This is a genomic window from Streptomyces sp. NPDC037126 (assembly GCF_055605965.1).
Genome location: NZ_JBVJTD010000009.1, coordinates 248,112 through 264,129 on the forward strand (window position 1 = coordinate 248,112; position 16,018 = coordinate 264,129).

11 protein-coding genes are annotated in these 16,018 nt (G+C 72.3%); 4 read left to right on the top strand and 7 right to left on the bottom strand.

From position 1 onward, the window contains the following. Positions 1–48 precede the first annotated feature (48 nt). Positions 49–2,130, top strand: coding sequence for a SpoIIE family protein phosphatase (locus ACZ7FF_RS21790; RefSeq protein WP_470813894.1), 2,082 nt, complete (start codon positions 49–51; stop codon positions 2,128–2,130). Positions 2,131–2,150: 20 nt separating this feature from the next. Here ACZ7FF_RS21790 and ACZ7FF_RS21795 read toward each other — a convergent pair whose 3' ends face one another. Further along, positions 2,151–2,390: a hypothetical protein gene (locus tag ACZ7FF_RS21795; RefSeq protein WP_470813895.1), complete on the bottom strand. Its 240-nt coding sequence runs from the start codon at positions 2,388–2,390 to the stop codon at positions 2,151–2,153. Between the two features lie 374 nt (positions 2,391–2,764). Between ACZ7FF_RS21795 and ACZ7FF_RS21800 the strand changes: the two genes are divergently transcribed. The 3 genes from ACZ7FF_RS21800 (at position 2,765) to ACZ7FF_RS21810 (ending at position 5,628) form a co-directional block, all read left to right on the top strand. After that, positions 2,765–2,917, top strand: a complete 153-nt coding sequence (locus tag ACZ7FF_RS21800; RefSeq protein ID WP_470813896.1) for a hypothetical protein — start codon at positions 2,765–2,767, stop codon at positions 2,915–2,917. Between the two features lie 85 nt (positions 2,918–3,002). After that, on the top strand, positions 3,003–4,784 hold the full coding sequence (locus ACZ7FF_RS21805) for a glycoside hydrolase family 15 protein (RefSeq protein ID WP_470813897.1): 1,782 nt from the start codon (positions 3,003–3,005) through the stop codon (positions 4,782–4,784). Positions 4,785–4,830: 46 nt separating this feature from the next. Beyond that, positions 4,831–5,628: an IclR family transcriptional regulator gene (locus ACZ7FF_RS21810; protein WP_470813898.1), complete on the top strand. Its 798-nt coding sequence runs from the start codon at positions 4,831–4,833 to the stop codon at positions 5,626–5,628. Positions 5,629–5,640: 12 nt separating this feature from the next. Here ACZ7FF_RS21810 and ACZ7FF_RS21815 read toward each other — a convergent pair whose 3' ends face one another. The 6 genes from ACZ7FF_RS21815 to betA all read right to left on the bottom strand — a co-directional run bounded on the left by ACZ7FF_RS21815 (position 5,641) and on the right by betA (position 15,942). Further along, on the bottom strand, positions 5,641–8,079 hold the full coding sequence (locus tag ACZ7FF_RS21815; protein ID WP_470813899.1) for a GcvT family protein: 2,439 nt from the start codon (positions 8,077–8,079) through the stop codon (positions 5,641–5,643). Positions 8,080–8,282: 203 nt separating this feature from the next. Further along, positions 8,283–9,248, bottom strand: coding sequence for an ABC transporter substrate-binding protein (locus ACZ7FF_RS21820; protein ID WP_470813900.1), 966 nt, complete (start codon positions 9,246–9,248; stop codon positions 8,283–8,285). 13 nt (positions 9,249–9,261) lie between these two features. After that, entirely contained in the window at positions 9,262–11,238 is a 1,977-nt protein-coding gene (locus ACZ7FF_RS21825; protein ID WP_470813901.1) for an ABC transporter permease, read from the bottom strand. Then, complete coding sequence (locus tag ACZ7FF_RS21830) at positions 11,238–12,329, bottom strand: quaternary amine ABC transporter ATP-binding protein (protein ID WP_470813902.1); 1,092 nt, start codon at positions 12,327–12,329, stop codon at positions 11,238–11,240. Before ACZ7FF_RS21830 ends, ACZ7FF_RS21825 begins: the two co-directional genes overlap by 1 nt. A gap of 20 nt (positions 12,330–12,349) precedes the next feature. Beyond that, positions 12,350–13,819: an aldehyde dehydrogenase family protein gene (locus ACZ7FF_RS21835; protein WP_470813903.1), complete on the bottom strand. Its 1,470-nt coding sequence runs from the start codon at positions 13,817–13,819 to the stop codon at positions 12,350–12,352. Positions 13,820–14,271: 452 nt separating this feature from the next. Next, positions 14,272–15,942, bottom strand: a complete 1,671-nt coding sequence (gene betA, locus ACZ7FF_RS21840) for a choline dehydrogenase (RefSeq protein WP_470813904.1) — start codon at positions 15,940–15,942, stop codon at positions 14,272–14,274. Positions 15,943–16,018: the final 76 nt, after the last annotated feature.

Here is a 16,018-nt window from a genome sequence, read left to right on the forward strand (position 1 = left end):
CGGGGCGGGCGCCGCGAACGGGGCCGGCAGAGGGAAGGAGCGAGAGGGATGAGCCGAGGGAAGCAGCACCCGCAGCAGGCGGATCCTCCCGAGGCACGGGTGTCAGACCCGACCGGGCTGATGGATCTGCTGGGTGTCGCCGCGGTGCTGCTGGAGGCCGACGGCCGGATCGACATGTGGAGTCCGCAGGCCGAGGAGCTGTTCGGCTACGCCCGCGGGGAAGCGGTCGGGCAGTACGCGGCGCCACTGCTCCTGCGTCCCGAGCACCAGGACGCGGCGATCACCCTGTTCGCACAGGTCATGGAGACCGGCCGGGGCTGGGCGGGCGCGTTCCCGATCCGGCACAAGGACGGCACGACCCGGCTGGTCGAGTTCCGCAACATGCGGCTCACGGACCACCTCGGCGACCACTACGCGCTCGGCCTGGCCACCGACCGGTCCACCCTGCGCCAGATGGAGCGCAACGTGGCCCTGTCCACCCGGCTGGTCGCCCAGGCCCCGATCGGGCTTTCCGTCCTGGACACCGACCTGCGGTTCGTGGTCGTCAACCCGGCCCTGGCGGCGATGCACGGCGTCCCCGAGGCCGACCACGTCGGCCGCAGCGTCCGCGAGATCGTCCCCAGTCTGCCCTTCCTCGCGATGGAGGCCACGATGCGCAAGGTCCTGGCGTCCGGCGTCCCCATGGTGGACCAGCAGATCGTGGGCCGCACCGCCGCGGACCCGGACTGCGATCACGCGTGGATGGTGTCGTACTACCGGCTGGAGGACCATCACGGGCACCCGCTGGGCATCGCGAACGTGGTCGTCGACGTCACCGACCGGTACCGGGCCGCCCGCGAGGCCGACCGGGCCCAGCGGCGCCTGCGCCTGATGGCCACGGGCTCGGCCCGCATCGGCACCACGCTGGAGGTGGAGCGGACCGCACAGGAACTGGCCGACGTCCTCGTGCCCGACCTGGCCGACATGGTCGCGGTGGACCTCCTGGACTCCGTGCTGCGGACGGGCCGTACGGACGTCGGCGAGGAACCGGCGCTGTTCCGTGCCCTGGCGGTGAAGACCGCCTTCTCCACCGACGCGGCCCAGGCGCTCGTCCCGCCCGGCCGACTCACCACCTACCACGCCGACCATCCGGCGGCCCACTGCATCCGCACCCGCAGCCCGCTGCTGATGACCCACCTGGACAGCGGCGGCATCAACCGCATCGCCGCGGACTCCGACGCGGCCCAGCTGCTCGCCCGGGCCGGTGTCCACACCGACATGGCCATCCCGCTCATCGCCCGGGAACAGGTCATCGGCGTCATGGGACTGGCCCGCGCCCGCAACCCCGTCCCGTTCGACCAGGACGACCTGGCCCTCGCCTGCGAGCTGGCCTCGCGCGCCGCGCTGAGCATAGACAACGCGGTGATGCACCATCACATCCGCAGCGCCGCCGAGACCCTCCAGCGCAGCCTGCTCCCGCGGCTCTCGCCCCGCCACCCCGGCCTGGAGGTCGCCGCCCGGTACCGGCCCGCGCAGGCCTTCAGCGAGGTCGGGGGCGACTGGTACGACGTCATCCCGATCGACGGCGACCGCACGGCCCTCGCGGTGGGGGACGTCATGGGCAGCGGGATCCCGGCCGCCACCGCCATGGGCCGGCTGCGCACCGCCACCTCCACCCTCGCCGACCTGGACCTCGATCCCGCGCGAGTCCTGACGCACCTGGACAGGATCACGCACGGCCTGGACCCCTACATCGCCACCTGCGTCTTCGCCGTCCACGACCCCCACCGCAACCGGCTCCAGGTGGCCTCCGCGGGCCATCTGCCGCCGGTCCTCATCCGCGTCGGCCGGCCCCCCGAACTCCTCGACCTCCCCACCGGCACGCCGCTGGGGGTAGGCGGTGTCCCCTTCGAGACGATCACCCTCGACCTGAGCCCCGGGGATCAACTGGTGCTCTACACCGACGGACTGGTCGAGACCCGCCACGACCCCATCGACGAGCGCCTGGACGATCTGCTGCGTCTGCTGTCACAGCCGTACCGCTCGGCCGAGGACACCTGCGACCGGCTCCTGCGGCACCTCAGGGACCCGGCGGGCCACGACGACGTCGCCCTCCTCATCGCCCGGGCCGAACCCCTGTCGCACCGCTGAACGGGCGGCGGCTCGGCGGCTCAGCCGAGCGAGCCGGGTGCCGGGGCTCCCAGGGGCCGCACCGTGACGGACCAGGGCCCGTCGGCGCGGGCGTGGAGGAGACAGGGTTCCGACAGCGGCACCTCGCCCTGCCACGGCCCGATCCGGTTGGCGAGTTCGTCGAGAAAGGTGTCGACGAGGAAGCACCCCCCGTCCTGCGACCGCGGATCGCCCTCGTACCGGAGGGTCGCGATCGCCGGGCCGCCGTCGTAGCGCAGCACGTCCGAGGCGGAGCGCCACGCATGACGGGAAGGGAGGTGGCCCCAGTGGCCATGCACTCTCGTATGCGGGGGCGCGACGTTGCGCGCCGTACCGCCCCACCGGCGCCCGGGACCGCCCGCGCACGACGCCCCGCGCGGGAGGGGAAACCCGGTCGGGCGCCCGCCTCGGGCCTGGTACGGCGCGCGGACCGCTGGGTCGGCGGCGGGGTCCGGCTCCGGGTGATCACCCTGCTCGGCCTGGTGATCGCCCTCGACGGCGCGGACAAGGCGACGGTCTCGGTCAACGCCGCCACCCTGGAGCAGGTCTTCCACATCGGGCACACGGGCATCGGCCTGCTGGTGTCGGCCACGAGGCCACCTTCCTCGTGTGTCTCGTGCCGCTGTTCGTCGCCGGACTGCTGGGCCTGCTCGCCCTGCGCACGTACCCGCGGGACGTGGCGACGGCGCTCGCGTCGGCGGAACGGCGGCACGCGGGGCCGGGGACGACGCGGGGGCGGGTGTCGCGGTCCGGCGGACCGGGGCGGTGAGGAACCGGAGCCCGTGCGGGTGGCCGCGCCCCTCCGCCGGCGTACGGAGAGTTTCCCCGCGCGGCGGCTGGAGAACCCGAGTGCCATGGACGACAGAGCGGACAAGGCGGTAGGCGCCCGGGACGGCGTCTGCCCGCCGTGGGTGCTGCGGGACTACGCGCTCCTCGCCGACGGCGAACGCGGTGCCGTGGTGGACCCGAAGGGACGGATCGTCTGGCTGTGCGCACCGCGCTGGCACAGCGACGCGGTGTTCTCCTCCCTGATCGGAGGCGGAGGGTACTTCGGCGTCGAACCGGAGGACACCTGGCACGTGTGGGGCGGCTACTACGAGGACGGCACGCTGATCCGGGTCAGCCGCTGGGTGACCGCCGACGCGGTGATCGAGTGCCGGGACGCCCTGGCGGTGCCGGCCTCCGTGGACCGTCTCGTACTGCTGCGCCGGATGCGTGTGAAGAAGGGGGAGGCACGCCTGCGGCTCGGCCTCGACCTACGGCCCGGCTTCGGCGCGGGCCGGATGCGCGAACCCCGTCTCGACGGCGATGTGTGGACCGGGGAGGCCGGCGGTCTGCGGCTGCGGCTGCTCGGCGCGCCCCGGGCGGCCTGGGACGCCGGGTCCGGCCTGCGCGGTGAGTTCCGGCTGCGCGAGGGAGAGCACCACGACCTCGTCCTGGAGCTGTCGGAGAAGGAGAGCACCGACCGGCTGGATCCGGAGAGGCTGTGGGCGCGGACGCAGGACGCCTGGCGGCGGGCCGTACCCGACTGCTCGGGCCTGGCCGCGCCGCGCGACGCCCGGCACGCCTATGCCGTCCTGCGCGGCCTGACGAGTTCCTCCGGCGGCATGGTCGCGGCCGCCACCACCTCGCTCCCGGAACGGGCGAACACCGGCCGCAACTACGACTACCGCTTCGCCTGGCTGCGCGACCAGAGCTACGCGGGCCTCGCGGTCGCCGCGCACGGCCCGCACGAACTGCTCGACACCGCCGTGCGGTTCACCGCCGAGCGCATCCTCGCCGACGGTGAGGGCCTGCACCCCGCGTACGACGTCGGCGGCGGCCGGGTACCGGACGAGCACGTGCTCCCGCTGCCGGGCTATCCCGGGGGCAACGACCGCGTCGGGAACCACGCGGCCGACCAGTTCCAGCTCGACGCGTTCGGGGAGGCGCTCCAGCTGTTCGCGGCCGCCGCCCACCACGACCGGCTCACGCCCGAGGCGGAGCGGGCGGTCACGGTCGCGGTCGACGCGGTGGAGCGCAACTGGCTCCGGCCCGACGCCGGTCTGTGGGAGCTGGAGGAACGGTGGTGGACCCAGTCCCGGCTGAGTGTGGTCAGCGGGCTGCGGCGGGTGGCCGAGGTGCTGCCGGGACCGACGGCCAAGCGCTGCGCCGACCTCGGCGAGGCCGTCTTCACCGAGACCCGGCAGCGCTGTCTGCGCCCCGACGGCCGGTGGCGGCGGGCGGCCGACGACGACGGGCCCGAGGCCGCGCTGCTGACTCCGCTGGCCCGGGGCTGCCCGCCCGCCGACGACCCGAGCGGCGCGATCACCCGCCGGTTCATCGACGAGCAGCTGAACGAGGACGGATACCTCTATCGCTTCGTCCACTCGGGCGGGCCCCTGGGCGAGGCCGAGGGGGCGTTCCTGCTCTGCGGGTTCACGATGGCGCTCGCCACCGACCGGCTCGGGGACCGCGCCGACGCGCTGCGCTGGTTCGAGCGGACCCGGTCCGCCTGCGGGCCGGCCGGGCTGTTCGCGGAGGAGTACGACGTGGGCCAGCGCCAGCTGCGCGGCAACCTGCCCCAGGCGTTCGTGCACGCCCTCCTGCTGGAGTGCGCGGTCCGTCTGAACGACGCCTCGACGCTGCCAGGCTGACGCGGCGGCCCGAGGGATATCCGGCGGCCGGTCGTATAGTTGCGCTATGAGCAACCACAGCGCAGATGGCGAAACAGCGGCTCCCGCGGCGGGCGGGGTCCAGTCCGTCGACCGTGCCGTCAGCGTGCTGGAGATCCTCGCCCGGCGCGGCGAAGCGGGCGTGAGCGAGGTCGCCGCCGAGATCGACGTCCACAAGTCGACCGCGTTCCGCCTGCTCGGAGCGCTGGAGTCACGCGATCTCGTCGAGCAGACCGCCGAGCGGGGCAAGTACCGGCTGGGCTTCGGCATCGTGCGCCTCGCGGGCGCGGTCACCGGGCGGCTCGACATCACCCAGCAGGGCAGGCCGGTGTGCGAACGGCTGACGGAGGAGATCGGCGAGACCGTCAACATCGCGGTCCTGCAGGAGCACTACGCCGTCAACCTCTGCCAGGTGCGCGGTCCGGGCGCGGTCGGCACGCACAACTGGGTCGGGCAGCTCACCCCGGTGCACGCCACGTCCAGCGGCAAGATCCTGCTGGCCCACCTGCCGGCGAAGGAGCGCGCCCGGGTGCTCGCGGAGACCGGGCTGCGGAAGCTGACGGCACACACCCTGACCGCCAGGACGAAGCTCGAGGCGAACCTCGCCGAGGCGCGGGAGCGCGGATACTCCGTGACGCTGGAGGAGTTCGAGGTCGGGCTGCACGCCATGGCGGCCCCGATCCGCTCCCGCGACGGCGACGTCGTCGCCGCGCTCAGCGCATCGGGGCCGGCGTACCGCCTCACCGAGCAACGCGTCCACGAACTCGCGCCCGCGCTGCTCAGGGGCGCCAAGGAGATCAGCCACCGGATGGGCTACCTGGGCTGAGCCCCGGACCGCTCAGCCACGCAGACGGGTCATCGCCGGGTCGAACAGCGGTTCCTGCGCGACGACCGCCTCGACGCGCTCGCCGAAGTAGCCGATGTGCACGGTCGTGCCGGGCACGGCCAGCTCGGCCGGCAGCCAGGCGTACGCGATCCCCTTGCCGATCGTGTAGCCGTAGGCGGCGCTGGTCACGTAGCCGACGGCGCGCCCGCCGTCGTACACCGGCTCCTTGCCCATGACGACGGCCCGCGGGTCGTCGATGGTCAGGCAGCTCAGCCGGCGCCGGGCGCCGGCCCGCCGCCGCTCCAGCGCGGCCTTGCCGATGAAGTCGGCCTTGTCCTCCTTGACGGCGAAACCGACGCCGGCCTCGTAGGGGTCGTGTTCGAAGGTCATGTCGGTGCCGAAGGAGCGGTAGCCCTTCTCCAGGCGGAGGCTGTTGAAGGCGCCGCGGCCCGCGACGATGCCGCCGAGCGGCTCGGCCGCGGCCCAGAGGGTGTCCCAGAGCTTCAGGCCCAGGTCGGCGGTGGTGTACAGCTCCCAGCCCAGTTCGCCCACGTACGACAGGCGCATCGCGGTGACCGGGACGCTGCCGACGTGCGCGCGCCTGGCGCGGAAGTACTTCAGGCCCTCGCCGGAGAAGTCCGCGTCGGTCAGCGGCTGCAGCACCTCGCGGGCGAGCGGGCCCCACAGTCCGATGCAGCAGGTGCCGGCGGTGATGTCGCGGACCTGGACCGTGCCCTCGGCGGGCAGGTGCCGGGTGAACCAGTCGAGGTCGAGGTTGCCGTTGGCGCCGACCTGGAAGAGGTCGGGGGCGAGGCGGGCGACGGTGATGTCGCTGCGGATGCCGCCGTCGTGGTCCAGGAGCAGTGTGTACGTGACCGAGCCGACCGACTTGGCGACCTTGCCGGTGACCAGCCGCTCCAGGAGGTCGGCGGCGCCGGGACCGCTCACCTCCAGGCGCTTGAGGGCCGTCATGTCGTACAGCGCGACGGTCTCGCGGGTGACCTGGGCCTCGGCGCCGACGATCGGCGACCAGTGGCGGGCGGCCCAGTCGTTGGGGACCGGGATGCCGCGCCCTTCGACGAGGGACGCGTTGGCCTCGTACCACTGGGGCCGCTCCCAGCCGTTCGCCTCCAGGAAGAACGCGCCGTGCTCCCGCTGGCGGGCGTGGAAGGGGCTGGTGCGGATCGGGCGCGGCTTCCCGGAGGGCTGGAGGGGGTGGAGGATGTCGTAGACCTCCACGAAGTTCTGGCAGTCGCGGGCCAGGACGTACTCCGGGGAGAGCTGGTGCGGCTCGAAGCGGTTGACGTCGCACTCGTGCAGGTCGAACGAGGAGCAGTGGCCGTCGACCAGCCATTCGGCGACGGCCCGGCCGACGCCCGCGGAGTGGGTGACCCACACGGCCTCGGCGACCCAGAAGCCCCTGACGTCCGGGGACTCGCCGAGCAGCGGGTAGCCGTCGGTGGTGAAGGAGAACAGGCCGTTGACGCCCTCCTCGATCTTGGCCTCGCGGGTCGCGGGCAGCAGGGACCGCGTCTCGGTCCAGGCGTCCTCGAAGTCCTCCTCGGTGAACTTCAGCACCGAGGGCATGCCCTCCGCCTCGTCCACGGAGAGGATGTCGTCGGCGGAGACGGGCATGGGGCGGTGCCCGTAGTAGCCGATGCCGAGCCCGTCGAAGCGGTCGCGGTAGTAGAGGTCGGCGTCCTGGTGGCGCAGGATCGGGCGGACCGCCTCCTCGGTCTGGCCGGCGAGGGCGGGGACCGGTCCGGTCCAGGCGAGTTGGTGGGCGAGCGGGGTCAGCGGCAGGTTCATGCCGACCATGCGGGCGATCCTCGGACCCCAGATGCCGGCGCAGCACACCACGACGTCGGCGGGGATCTCGCCCTGGTCGGTCAGCACGCCGGTGACGCGGCCCGCGCCGCGGCGGACGTCGAGGACCTCGTGCCGGGCGAGGAAGCGCACGCCACGGCCGGTGGCGCGGCGGATCTGGGCCTCGACGGCCAGGACGGCCCTGGCGAGACCGTCGGTGGGGACGAGGAGGCCGCCGAGGACCTTGTCCCGGTCGACGAGGGGGTGCCGCTCCACGCACTCGTCAGGGGTCAGCAGGCGCGCCTCGACCCCCCAGGCGGTGATCCAGCCGTGGCGCCGGTGGAGTTCGGCGAGGCGCTCGGGGCTGGTCGCCACTTCGAGACCGCCGACCTGGAGGAAGCAGGGCTCGCCGTCGACGTCGAGGGAACAGAACTTCTCGACCGTGTACCGGGCCAGTTCGGTCATGGTCTTCGAAGGGTTCGTCTGGAAGACCAGGCCCGGCGCGTGTGAGGAGGAGCCGCCCGTGGCCGGGAGGGGGCCCTGGTCGACCACGGTCACCTCGGTCCAGCCGAGGGCGGAGATCTCGTCCGCCAGAGCCGCTCCCACGACGCCCGCTCCGATGATGACCACTCGGGGTCCCGCCATCGCCCAACCTCCGAACTTGAGACCGGTGCAGTTGCTTTCTGCGCAACTTGCTTCAGGTTGCGCAACTCAATGTGCCCGCCCTCGAGGAGGGGTGTCAAGGGGTCGGTGACGTCGCGGAACGGCCCCGGACGCGGCGACGCCCGGCGGGCGGCGCGCAGGGGTGCGCGCCGCCCGCCGGGCGTCCTCGACCGGTCCGTCCGGGGCTACTTCAGCCAGGCCTCGACCTTGCCGCGGTTCGCGTCGACCCACTTCTTCGCCGCCGCGTCGTCCGACATCTTGTCCACCGCGATGTACCTGGCCACGGTGTTCTGGTCGTCGTTCGTCCAGTGGAACTTCTTCACCAGCCCGTACGCCGGACTGCCCGACCCCGCGAACTTCGCGCTGACGACCTTGTCCAGGTCGTAGACGGGGTAGTCGCAGGCCACCTTCGCCGCGTCGGCGTCGCAGCCCGTCGTGTACTTGGGCAGATCGACCTTCACCAGCGGCACCTCGGACATGAACCACTGCGGCTCGTAGAAGTAGCCCACCATCCACTGCTTGTTCTTCTCTGCCGTTCTGAAGGCCTGGATGAGCGCGGTCTCGCTGCCCGCGTACACCACCTTGAAGTTCAGCTTCAGGTTCTTGACCAGCGCCGCGTCGTTGGTGACGTAGGACGGGTCCCCGTCGAGCAACTGGCCCTTGCCGCCCGACTCGGAGGTCTTGAACCGGTCGGCGTACTTGTCGAGGTTGTGCCAGTCGGTGATGTCCGGGTGCGCCTTGGCGAGCCACGGCGGCACGAACCAGCCGATCACGCCCTGGTTGCCGGTCGAGCCGGCCTCCACGGCGGTCTTCTGGCCGCTGATGTACTTCTTCTTCAGGTCGTCGTGGCCCCAGTTCTCCAGCACGGCGTCGACCTCACCGGTCCCGAAGCCCTGCCAGGCGATCTCCTCCTTGAGGTCCTTCTTGTTCACCGTGCAGCCGAGGTCGTGCTGCGCGACGTACGCGACGACCGCCGCGTCCGCCTCGTAGCCCACCCAGGGGTTGACGGCCAGGTTGAACGTGCCGCACTTGCCGCCCGAGCTCTTGGAGCCCGCGGAGGAGCTGTCGCCGACCTTCGCCCCGCCGCACGCCGTGAGGGTGAGGCCGAGGACGGCCAGGCCGGCCGCGCCGGCTCGCCAGTGTCTTGCCATGGTGTCCTGCTCCTTATGCCCTGGTGCGTCGTGCCGCAGCCTGAGTGATCCGGTCGAACATGACTCCGAGCAGTACGATGGCGAGTCCCGCCGCCAGCCCCTTTCCGTACAGCTCACCCTGCGAGAATCCGGCCACGACGTCGTAGCCGAGGGCGCCCGCCCCCACCAGGCCGCCCACCACAACCATCGACAGCACGTAGATGAGGCCCTGGTTGGTCGCGAGGGTCAGGGCGCCACGTGCCATCGGCAGCTGGACCTTGGTGATGATCTGCCAGGTGTTGCACCCGGCCGAGGTGGCCGCCTCCACGGTGGCCTCCGGCACGTTCCGCACGCCGTCCGCGATGATCTTGATCGCGACGGGCGCCGCGTAGACGACGGCCGCGACGATGGCGGTGAACCGGGTGGCCCCGAAGAGGGCCAGGAACGGCACGAGATAGACGAACGGCGGCATGACCTGCGCCGCGTCCAGGGTGGGCCGCACCAGCCGGTCCACGAGCGCGCTGCGCCCCATCCAGACGCCGAAGACGGCGCCGAGCAGCATCACGAGGACCGTGGCCACGGCGGTCGAGGCGAGCGTGGTCATGCTGTCCGACCACAGGCCGGTGCCGACCAGCAGCCCGACGCACACGGCGGCCGTGACCGCGGCGCGCCATCCGCCGAGCACCGCGCCGAGCGCCACCAGCACGACGCCCACGAGCCACCACGGGGAGTCGGTGAGCAGCGTCTGGAACGGGTTGAGCAGGCCGTTGGTGAGCGCGTCGCGCAGGGCGTTGGTCACGGGTGAGAGATGGTCCTGCAGCCAGGTGGTCGCGGTGTCGGCCGCGCTCGCGATGTGGCTGCCGGTGCTGCCGCCGCCGGGGAAGTCGGCCGCCCAGACGTAGGTGTGGGACAGGTAGACCAGCACGGCGGCCGCGATCCCGCCCGCCGCCAGCAGCGGCCGGCGCCACCTGGTCGGGCGGTTGCCCGGACGCCGGGCCGTCCCGGTGCGCTCGGCCGCCGCCGTGGTGACCCGGTCGAGCACGATCGCCATGACGACGATGGCGAGGCCGGCGTTGAAGGCGGTGCCCACGTCGAGCGACTGCAGGGCCTGGACGACGGTCTTGCCGAGGCCGGGCGCGTCGATCAGGGCCGCGATGGTCACCATGGCCAGGGCCGCCATGATGGTCTGGTTGACGCCCATGACGACCGTGCGCCTGGACATCGGCAGCAGCACCTTCAGCAGTTGCTGCGAGCGGGTCGCGCCGAGCGAGTCCGCCGCCTCGACGGTGGTCCTCGGCACCGAGCGGATGGCGTGCGCGGTGATCCGGATGGCGGGCGGTGCCGCGTAGATGACCGTGGTGATCACCGCGGAGGCCCCGCCGATGAGGAAGACCAGGGTCAGCGGGGCGAGGTAGACGAAGGTCGGCATCGTCTGCATGAAGTCCAGGAACGGCGTCATGATCCGGTTGAACCGGTCGGACAGGCCCGCCCACACGCCGAGCGGGATGCCGATGAGCAGCGCCACGAGCACGGCCGACAGGGTCAGCGCCAGGGTGTCCATGCTCTCCTGCCACAGGCCCTGCAGCCCGAAGAAGGTGAAGCCGGCCACCGCCAGCAGCGCGACCCGCCAGTTGCCCACGGCCCAGGAGACGTAGCCGGTGAGCCCGACGACACCGAGCCAGCCGAGCTGCGGGACCGGCCGTCCGCCGGTGGGCTGGGAGATCAGGGACTGGACGAAGGTCACCAGGTTGTCGATGACCAGCCGGATCTCGTTGAAGAAGTACAGGAAGAGCGGGTTGGAGTTGCGGTTGGCTCCGACGGTGTCGTTGACGTCGTTGAGCCAGCGGTGCAGGCCGGTGAGATCGGCCGCCGCGAGGGTCAGCGTCTGCCGGCCGCGCAGCACGGCGAAGAGCACCAGCCAGGCGACCAGGACCGCCGCGACCACCATGGGACGGCCGGGTTTTCTGCGGAGTGGCGCGACCGGCGCGGTCGCGTCGGCGGCGACGGCCATCACGCACCGCCTTCCCGTCCGGCGACGACGGAGAGGATCTCCTCGTCACCGACGATGCCGAGCAGCTTGCCGTTCTCGACGACCTTCACCGGCCTGTCCGCGGCGAGCACCGCCCGGGTCGCCTCGCGCACCACGACCTCCGGCCCCAACTCGGGCCCGTCGAGGGCGTCTTCGGGCTCGGCGGGGCGCATGATCCAGCGCAGGGTGAGGACGTCGCCGCGCGGCACGTCCTTGACGAAGTCGCGTACGTAGTCGTCGGCGGGGGCGCCGACCAGCTCGTCACCGGTGCCGCACTGCACCGTCCTGCCGTCCCGCATGATCAGGATCCGGTCGCCCAGCTTCAGGGCCTCGGAGAGGTCGTGGGTGATGAACACCATGGTCTTGCCGACCTCGTGGTGCAGGCGGACGACCTCGCTCTGCATGTCGCGGCGGATCAGCGGGTCGAGCGCCGAGAACGGCTCGTCGAAGAAGAGGACGTCGGGGTCGCCGGCCAGGGCGCGGGCGAGCCCGACGCGCTGCTGCATGCCGCCGGAGAGCTGGTCGGGGTAGGAGTTCTCGTATCCGGCGAGCCCCACCAGTTCGACGACCTCCTGGGCCCTCCTGGTCCGGTCGGCCCTGCCCATGCCCCGGATCTCCAGGCCGAACGCCACGTTGTCGACGACCCTGCGGTGCGGCAGCAGACCGAAGTGCTGGAAGACCATGGAGAACTTGCTGCGCCGCAGCTCGCGCAGCCGCCCCGCGTCGGCGCCGCGGATGTCCTCGCCCTCGAACACGACCTCACCGGCGGTGGGTTCGATCAGCCGGGTCAGACAGCGCACCAGGGTCGACTTGCCGGAGCCCGACAGGCCCATCACGACGAAGACCTCGCCGGGCGACACGTCGAAGCCGACGTCGCGCACGGCGGCGGTGCATCCGGTGCGGTCCATGAGCTCGCGGCGGGATAGCCCGCACAACTCCTCGGAGCCCGGCACCTGGTCGGCCTTCGGCCCGAACACCTTCCACAGCCCGCGCACGGAGATGACCGGGGTGCGCTCGTCGGGGTCCTGGGACGTGCCGCGCCGCTGCGGCACCTCGGTCTGTGCTGGGGTCATGGTCGACCTCTTCTCGGCGGTCAGCCGCGGAACCAGTGCTGCGGCCGGGGTTGGATGTTCTGCCAGACGTGCTTGGGCTCTCGGTACTCGTCCAGGCCGGTCGGCCCCAGCTCACGGCCCACGCCCGAGTGTCCGAACCCACCCCACTCCGCCTGAGGCACGTAGGGGTGGTAGTCGTTGATCCACACGGTGCCGTGGCGCAGCCGGCCAGCCACCCGCTGGGCCCTGCCCGCGTCCTGCGTCCAGACGGCTCCGGCGAGGCCGTACTCGGTGTCGTTGGCGATGCGTACGGCGTCGTCCTCGTCGTGGAAACGCTCGACGGTGAGCACCGGGCCGAAGGACTCCTCGTGCACCACCCGCATGTCCTGCCGGCACTCGTCGAGGACGGTGGGCGGGTAGTAGAAGCCGTCCGCCAGCGCGGGGTCGTCGGGGCGGGCGCCGCCGCAGCGCAGCACGGCGCCCTCGGCGAGCCCGGCGGCGACGTAGGCCTCGACCTTCTCCCGGTGCCGCGCGGAGATCAGCGCACCGGTGTCGGCGTCGGGGTCGAAGGGGCCGCCCAGCCGGATGAGGCGGGCGCGGCGCACGAGTTCGTCGACGAAGGCGTCGTGCAGACGGTCCTCGACGACCAGGCGGGCGCCCGCCGAGCAGACCTGCCCGGAGTGCAGGAAGACGGCGGTGAGCGCGAAGTCGACGGCGGTCTCGAAGTCGGCGTCCGCGAACACGACGTTCGGGTTCTTTCCGCCGAGTTCCAGCGCGACCTTCTTCACCGTCGCGGCGGCGCCGGCCATGATGCGGCGGCCGGTGTCGAGGCCACCGGTGAACGAGACCATGTCGACGCCCGGGTGTGCGGACAACGGGGCGCCCACTTCGGCTCCGTCGCCGAGCACGAGGTTGGCGGCGCCGGCCGGGAGCCCCGCCTCCTGCAGGGCCCGCATCAGCAGGATCGAGGTGGAGGGCGTCAGCTCGCTGGGTTTGAGGACGACGGTGTTGCCCGCGACCAGCGCCGGGGCGACCTTCCAGGAGGCCTGCAGCAGCGGGTAGTTCCAGGGGGTGATCAGTCCGCAGACGCCCACGGGCTCGTACGTGACCCGGCTCAGGGCGTCGTCGCGGCCGGTGTCGATCACCCGGCCGGCACCGGTGCCGGCGATGCCGCCGTAGTAGCGGAGGCAGGAGACGACGTCGGCGATGTCGTACTCGCTCTCGACCAGGCGCTTGCCGGTGTCGAGGGACTCGGCGCGGGCGAACTCCTTGGCGTCGCGCTCCAGGATGTCGGCGGTGCGCAACAGCACCGCGCCGCGGTCGCGTTCGGGGGTGCGCGGCCAGGGGCCCGCGTCGAAGGCGTGCCGGGCCGCGGCGATCGCCGCCTCCGTGTCGGGGCGGGTCGCCTCCGAGACCGTCGCCACGAGCGTGCCGTCCGCCGGACAGCGGATCTCCCGGTGGCCGCCGGCCACCGGGGCGCGCCATGCTCCGTCCACATACAGATCTGCCACGCGCCGCGCCCTTCGAACAGAATTCGTTGCGCATCGTGCATTGAATTGCTTGTGGTGGAACACCCTGGCGGACCGTACTGACGGCCGTCAAGGGGTCGGCAGATGCCGATTCGGCCACGGGTGCGAAGGCGTCCGACGCCGCCGCGCCACGGGTGGACAGCCGGGTGGGCGCGCGTCCGCCGGCAGCCGCAGGGCCCGGGGGGCGGGCCCCGCGTCCCGGGTCCCGGCCGACGGATCGGCGTCGCCGGCCGGGACGCGGACGTCACCGGCGCCGCACCGCCCGGCCATCCGCCCACACGGTGCGGCTCGGCGGCCCCGCGGCTCGGCGGCCGGACGGCCCGACGGCTCAGCGGCTCTTGCCGCTCGGCAGCCCCGCGGCTCGGCGGCCCGACGGCTCAGCGGCTCTTGCCGCTCAACGGCCCCGCGGCTCGGCGCTCGGCGGCTGCCGGGCCCTACCCGGCCTGCTTCTGGGCGTCGCGGTGGCGGTAGTAGGCGGCCTTGGACGGCGGCAGCGGCTCGTTGCCGAGGATGAGGTCGGCGGACTTCTCCGCGGTCATCATCACCGGCGCGTAGATGTTGCCGTTGGTGACGTAGGGCATCACCGACGCGTCCACCACGCGCAGGCCCTGCAGACCGTGCACCCTCATGGTCAGGGGGTCGACGACGGACATCTCGTCGGTGCCCATCTTGCACGTGCACGAGGGGTGCAGGGCGGTCTCCCCCTCCCTGGCCACCCAGGCGAGGATCTCCTCGTCCGTCTCGACGGCGGGCCCGGGAGAGATCTCGCCGTCGTTGTAGGGGGCGAGCGCCGGCTGACCGAGGATACGGCGGGCGACACGGATCGCCTCGACCCACTCCCGGCGGTCCTGTTCGGTGGAGAGGTAGTTGAAGCGCAGCGCCGGGCGCTCCCGCGGGTCCCTGCTCCTGATCTTCACCGAGCCGAGCGCGTCCGAGTACATGGGCCCCACGTGGACCTGGTACCCGTGGCCGCCGGCCGGCGAGGAGCCGTCGTAGCGGACCGCGACCGGCAGGAAGTGGAACATCAGGTTGGGGTAGTCGACGTCCTCGTTGCTACGGGCGAAGCCGCCCGCCTCGAAGTGGTTGGTGGCCGCGGGCCCCTTGTGGAACAGCCACTGCAGCCCGATGAGGGGCGCGCGCCACTTCGCCATGTACGGCTGCATGGAGACGGGCTGCCTGCAGGCGTACTGGACGTACACCTCCAGGTGGTCCTGCATGTTCTCGCCGACGCCCGGCAGGTCCTGGACGACGTCGACGCCGAGGGCGGACAGCTCGACGGCGTTGCCGACGCCGGAGAGCTGCAGCAACTGGGGCGAGTTGATCGCGCCGCCGCACAGGATGACCTCGCCGGCCCGGACCCGCTGGGGTGCGCCCCTGCCGCGCCGGTACTCGACGCCGACGGCCCGCTCGCCCTCGAAGAGCACCCGGGTGACCAGGGTGCGCGTCCGCACCGTGAGGTTCGGCCGCTTCATCGCGGGCTTCAGGTACGCCTTCGAGGCCGAGAGCCTGCGCCCGCGGTGGACGTTGCGGTCGAACTTGGCGAAGCCTTCCTGCCGGTAGCCGTTGACGTCGTCCGTGGGCGCGTAGCCGGCCTCCCGGGTGGCCTCCAGGAAGGCGGTGAAGAGCGGGTTGGTGGCCGGGCCGCGTTCCAGCACCAGGGGGCCGTCGTGGCCGCGGAACTCGTCGTCGGGGTCGGCCGCGAGACAGTTCTCCATTCGCCGGAAGTACGGCAGGCAGTGGGCGTAGTCCCAGGTCTCCATGCCGGGATCGGCGGCCCAGCGCTCGTAGTCCATGGGGTTGCCGCGCTGGAAGATCATCCCGTTGATGCTGCTGGAGCCGCCGAGCACCTTGCCGCGGGCGTGGTAGATGCGCCGGCCGCCCATGTGGGGCTCGGGCTCGGACTCGTACTTCCAGTCGTAGAAGCGACTGCCGATGGGGTAGGTCAGCGCCGCCGGCATGTGGATGAACACATCCCAGGGGTAGTCGGAGCGGCCCGCCTCCAGCACGAGCACCCGGTTGCCGGGGTCGGCCGAGAGCCGGTTCGCCAGTGCGCTGCCGGCCGATCCACCACCGACGATGACGAAGTCGTACTGCAGAGGAGCCATGGTGCCTCGTCTCGCTCGCGCCGTCGATACGCGGGCATGCTAGTACGGGTATCGCAATGCGCACCAGGTTGCGAAC

Coding starts and splice junctions, on each gene's coding strand:
- ACZ7FF_RS21790 (WP_470813894.1), top strand. CDS start 49: ATGAGCCGAGGGAAGCAGCACCCGCAGCAGGCGGATCCTCCCGAGGCA.
- ACZ7FF_RS21810 (WP_470813898.1), top strand. CDS start 4,831: ATGAGCAACCACAGCGCAGATGGCGAAACAGCGGCTCCCGCGGCGGGC.
- ACZ7FF_RS21820 (WP_470813900.1), bottom strand. CDS start 9,248: ATGGCAAGACACTGGCGAGCCGGCGCGGCCGGCCTGGCCGTCCTCGGC.
- ACZ7FF_RS21825 (WP_470813901.1), bottom strand. CDS start 11,238: ATGGCCGTCGCCGCCGACGCGACCGCGCCGGTCGCGCCACTCCGCAGA.
- ACZ7FF_RS21830 (WP_470813902.1), bottom strand. CDS start 12,329: ATGACCCCAGCACAGACCGAGGTGCCGCAGCGGCGCGGCACGTCCCAG.
- betA (WP_470813904.1), bottom strand. CDS start 15,942: ATGGCTCCTCTGCAGTACGACTTCGTCATCGTCGGTGGTGGATCGGCC.
- ACZ7FF_RS21805 (WP_470813897.1), top strand. CDS start 3,003: ATGGACGACAGAGCGGACAAGGCGGTAGGCGCCCGGGACGGCGTCTGC.
- ACZ7FF_RS21815 (WP_470813899.1), bottom strand. CDS start 8,079: ATGGCGGGACCCCGAGTGGTCATCATCGGAGCGGGCGTCGTGGGAGCG.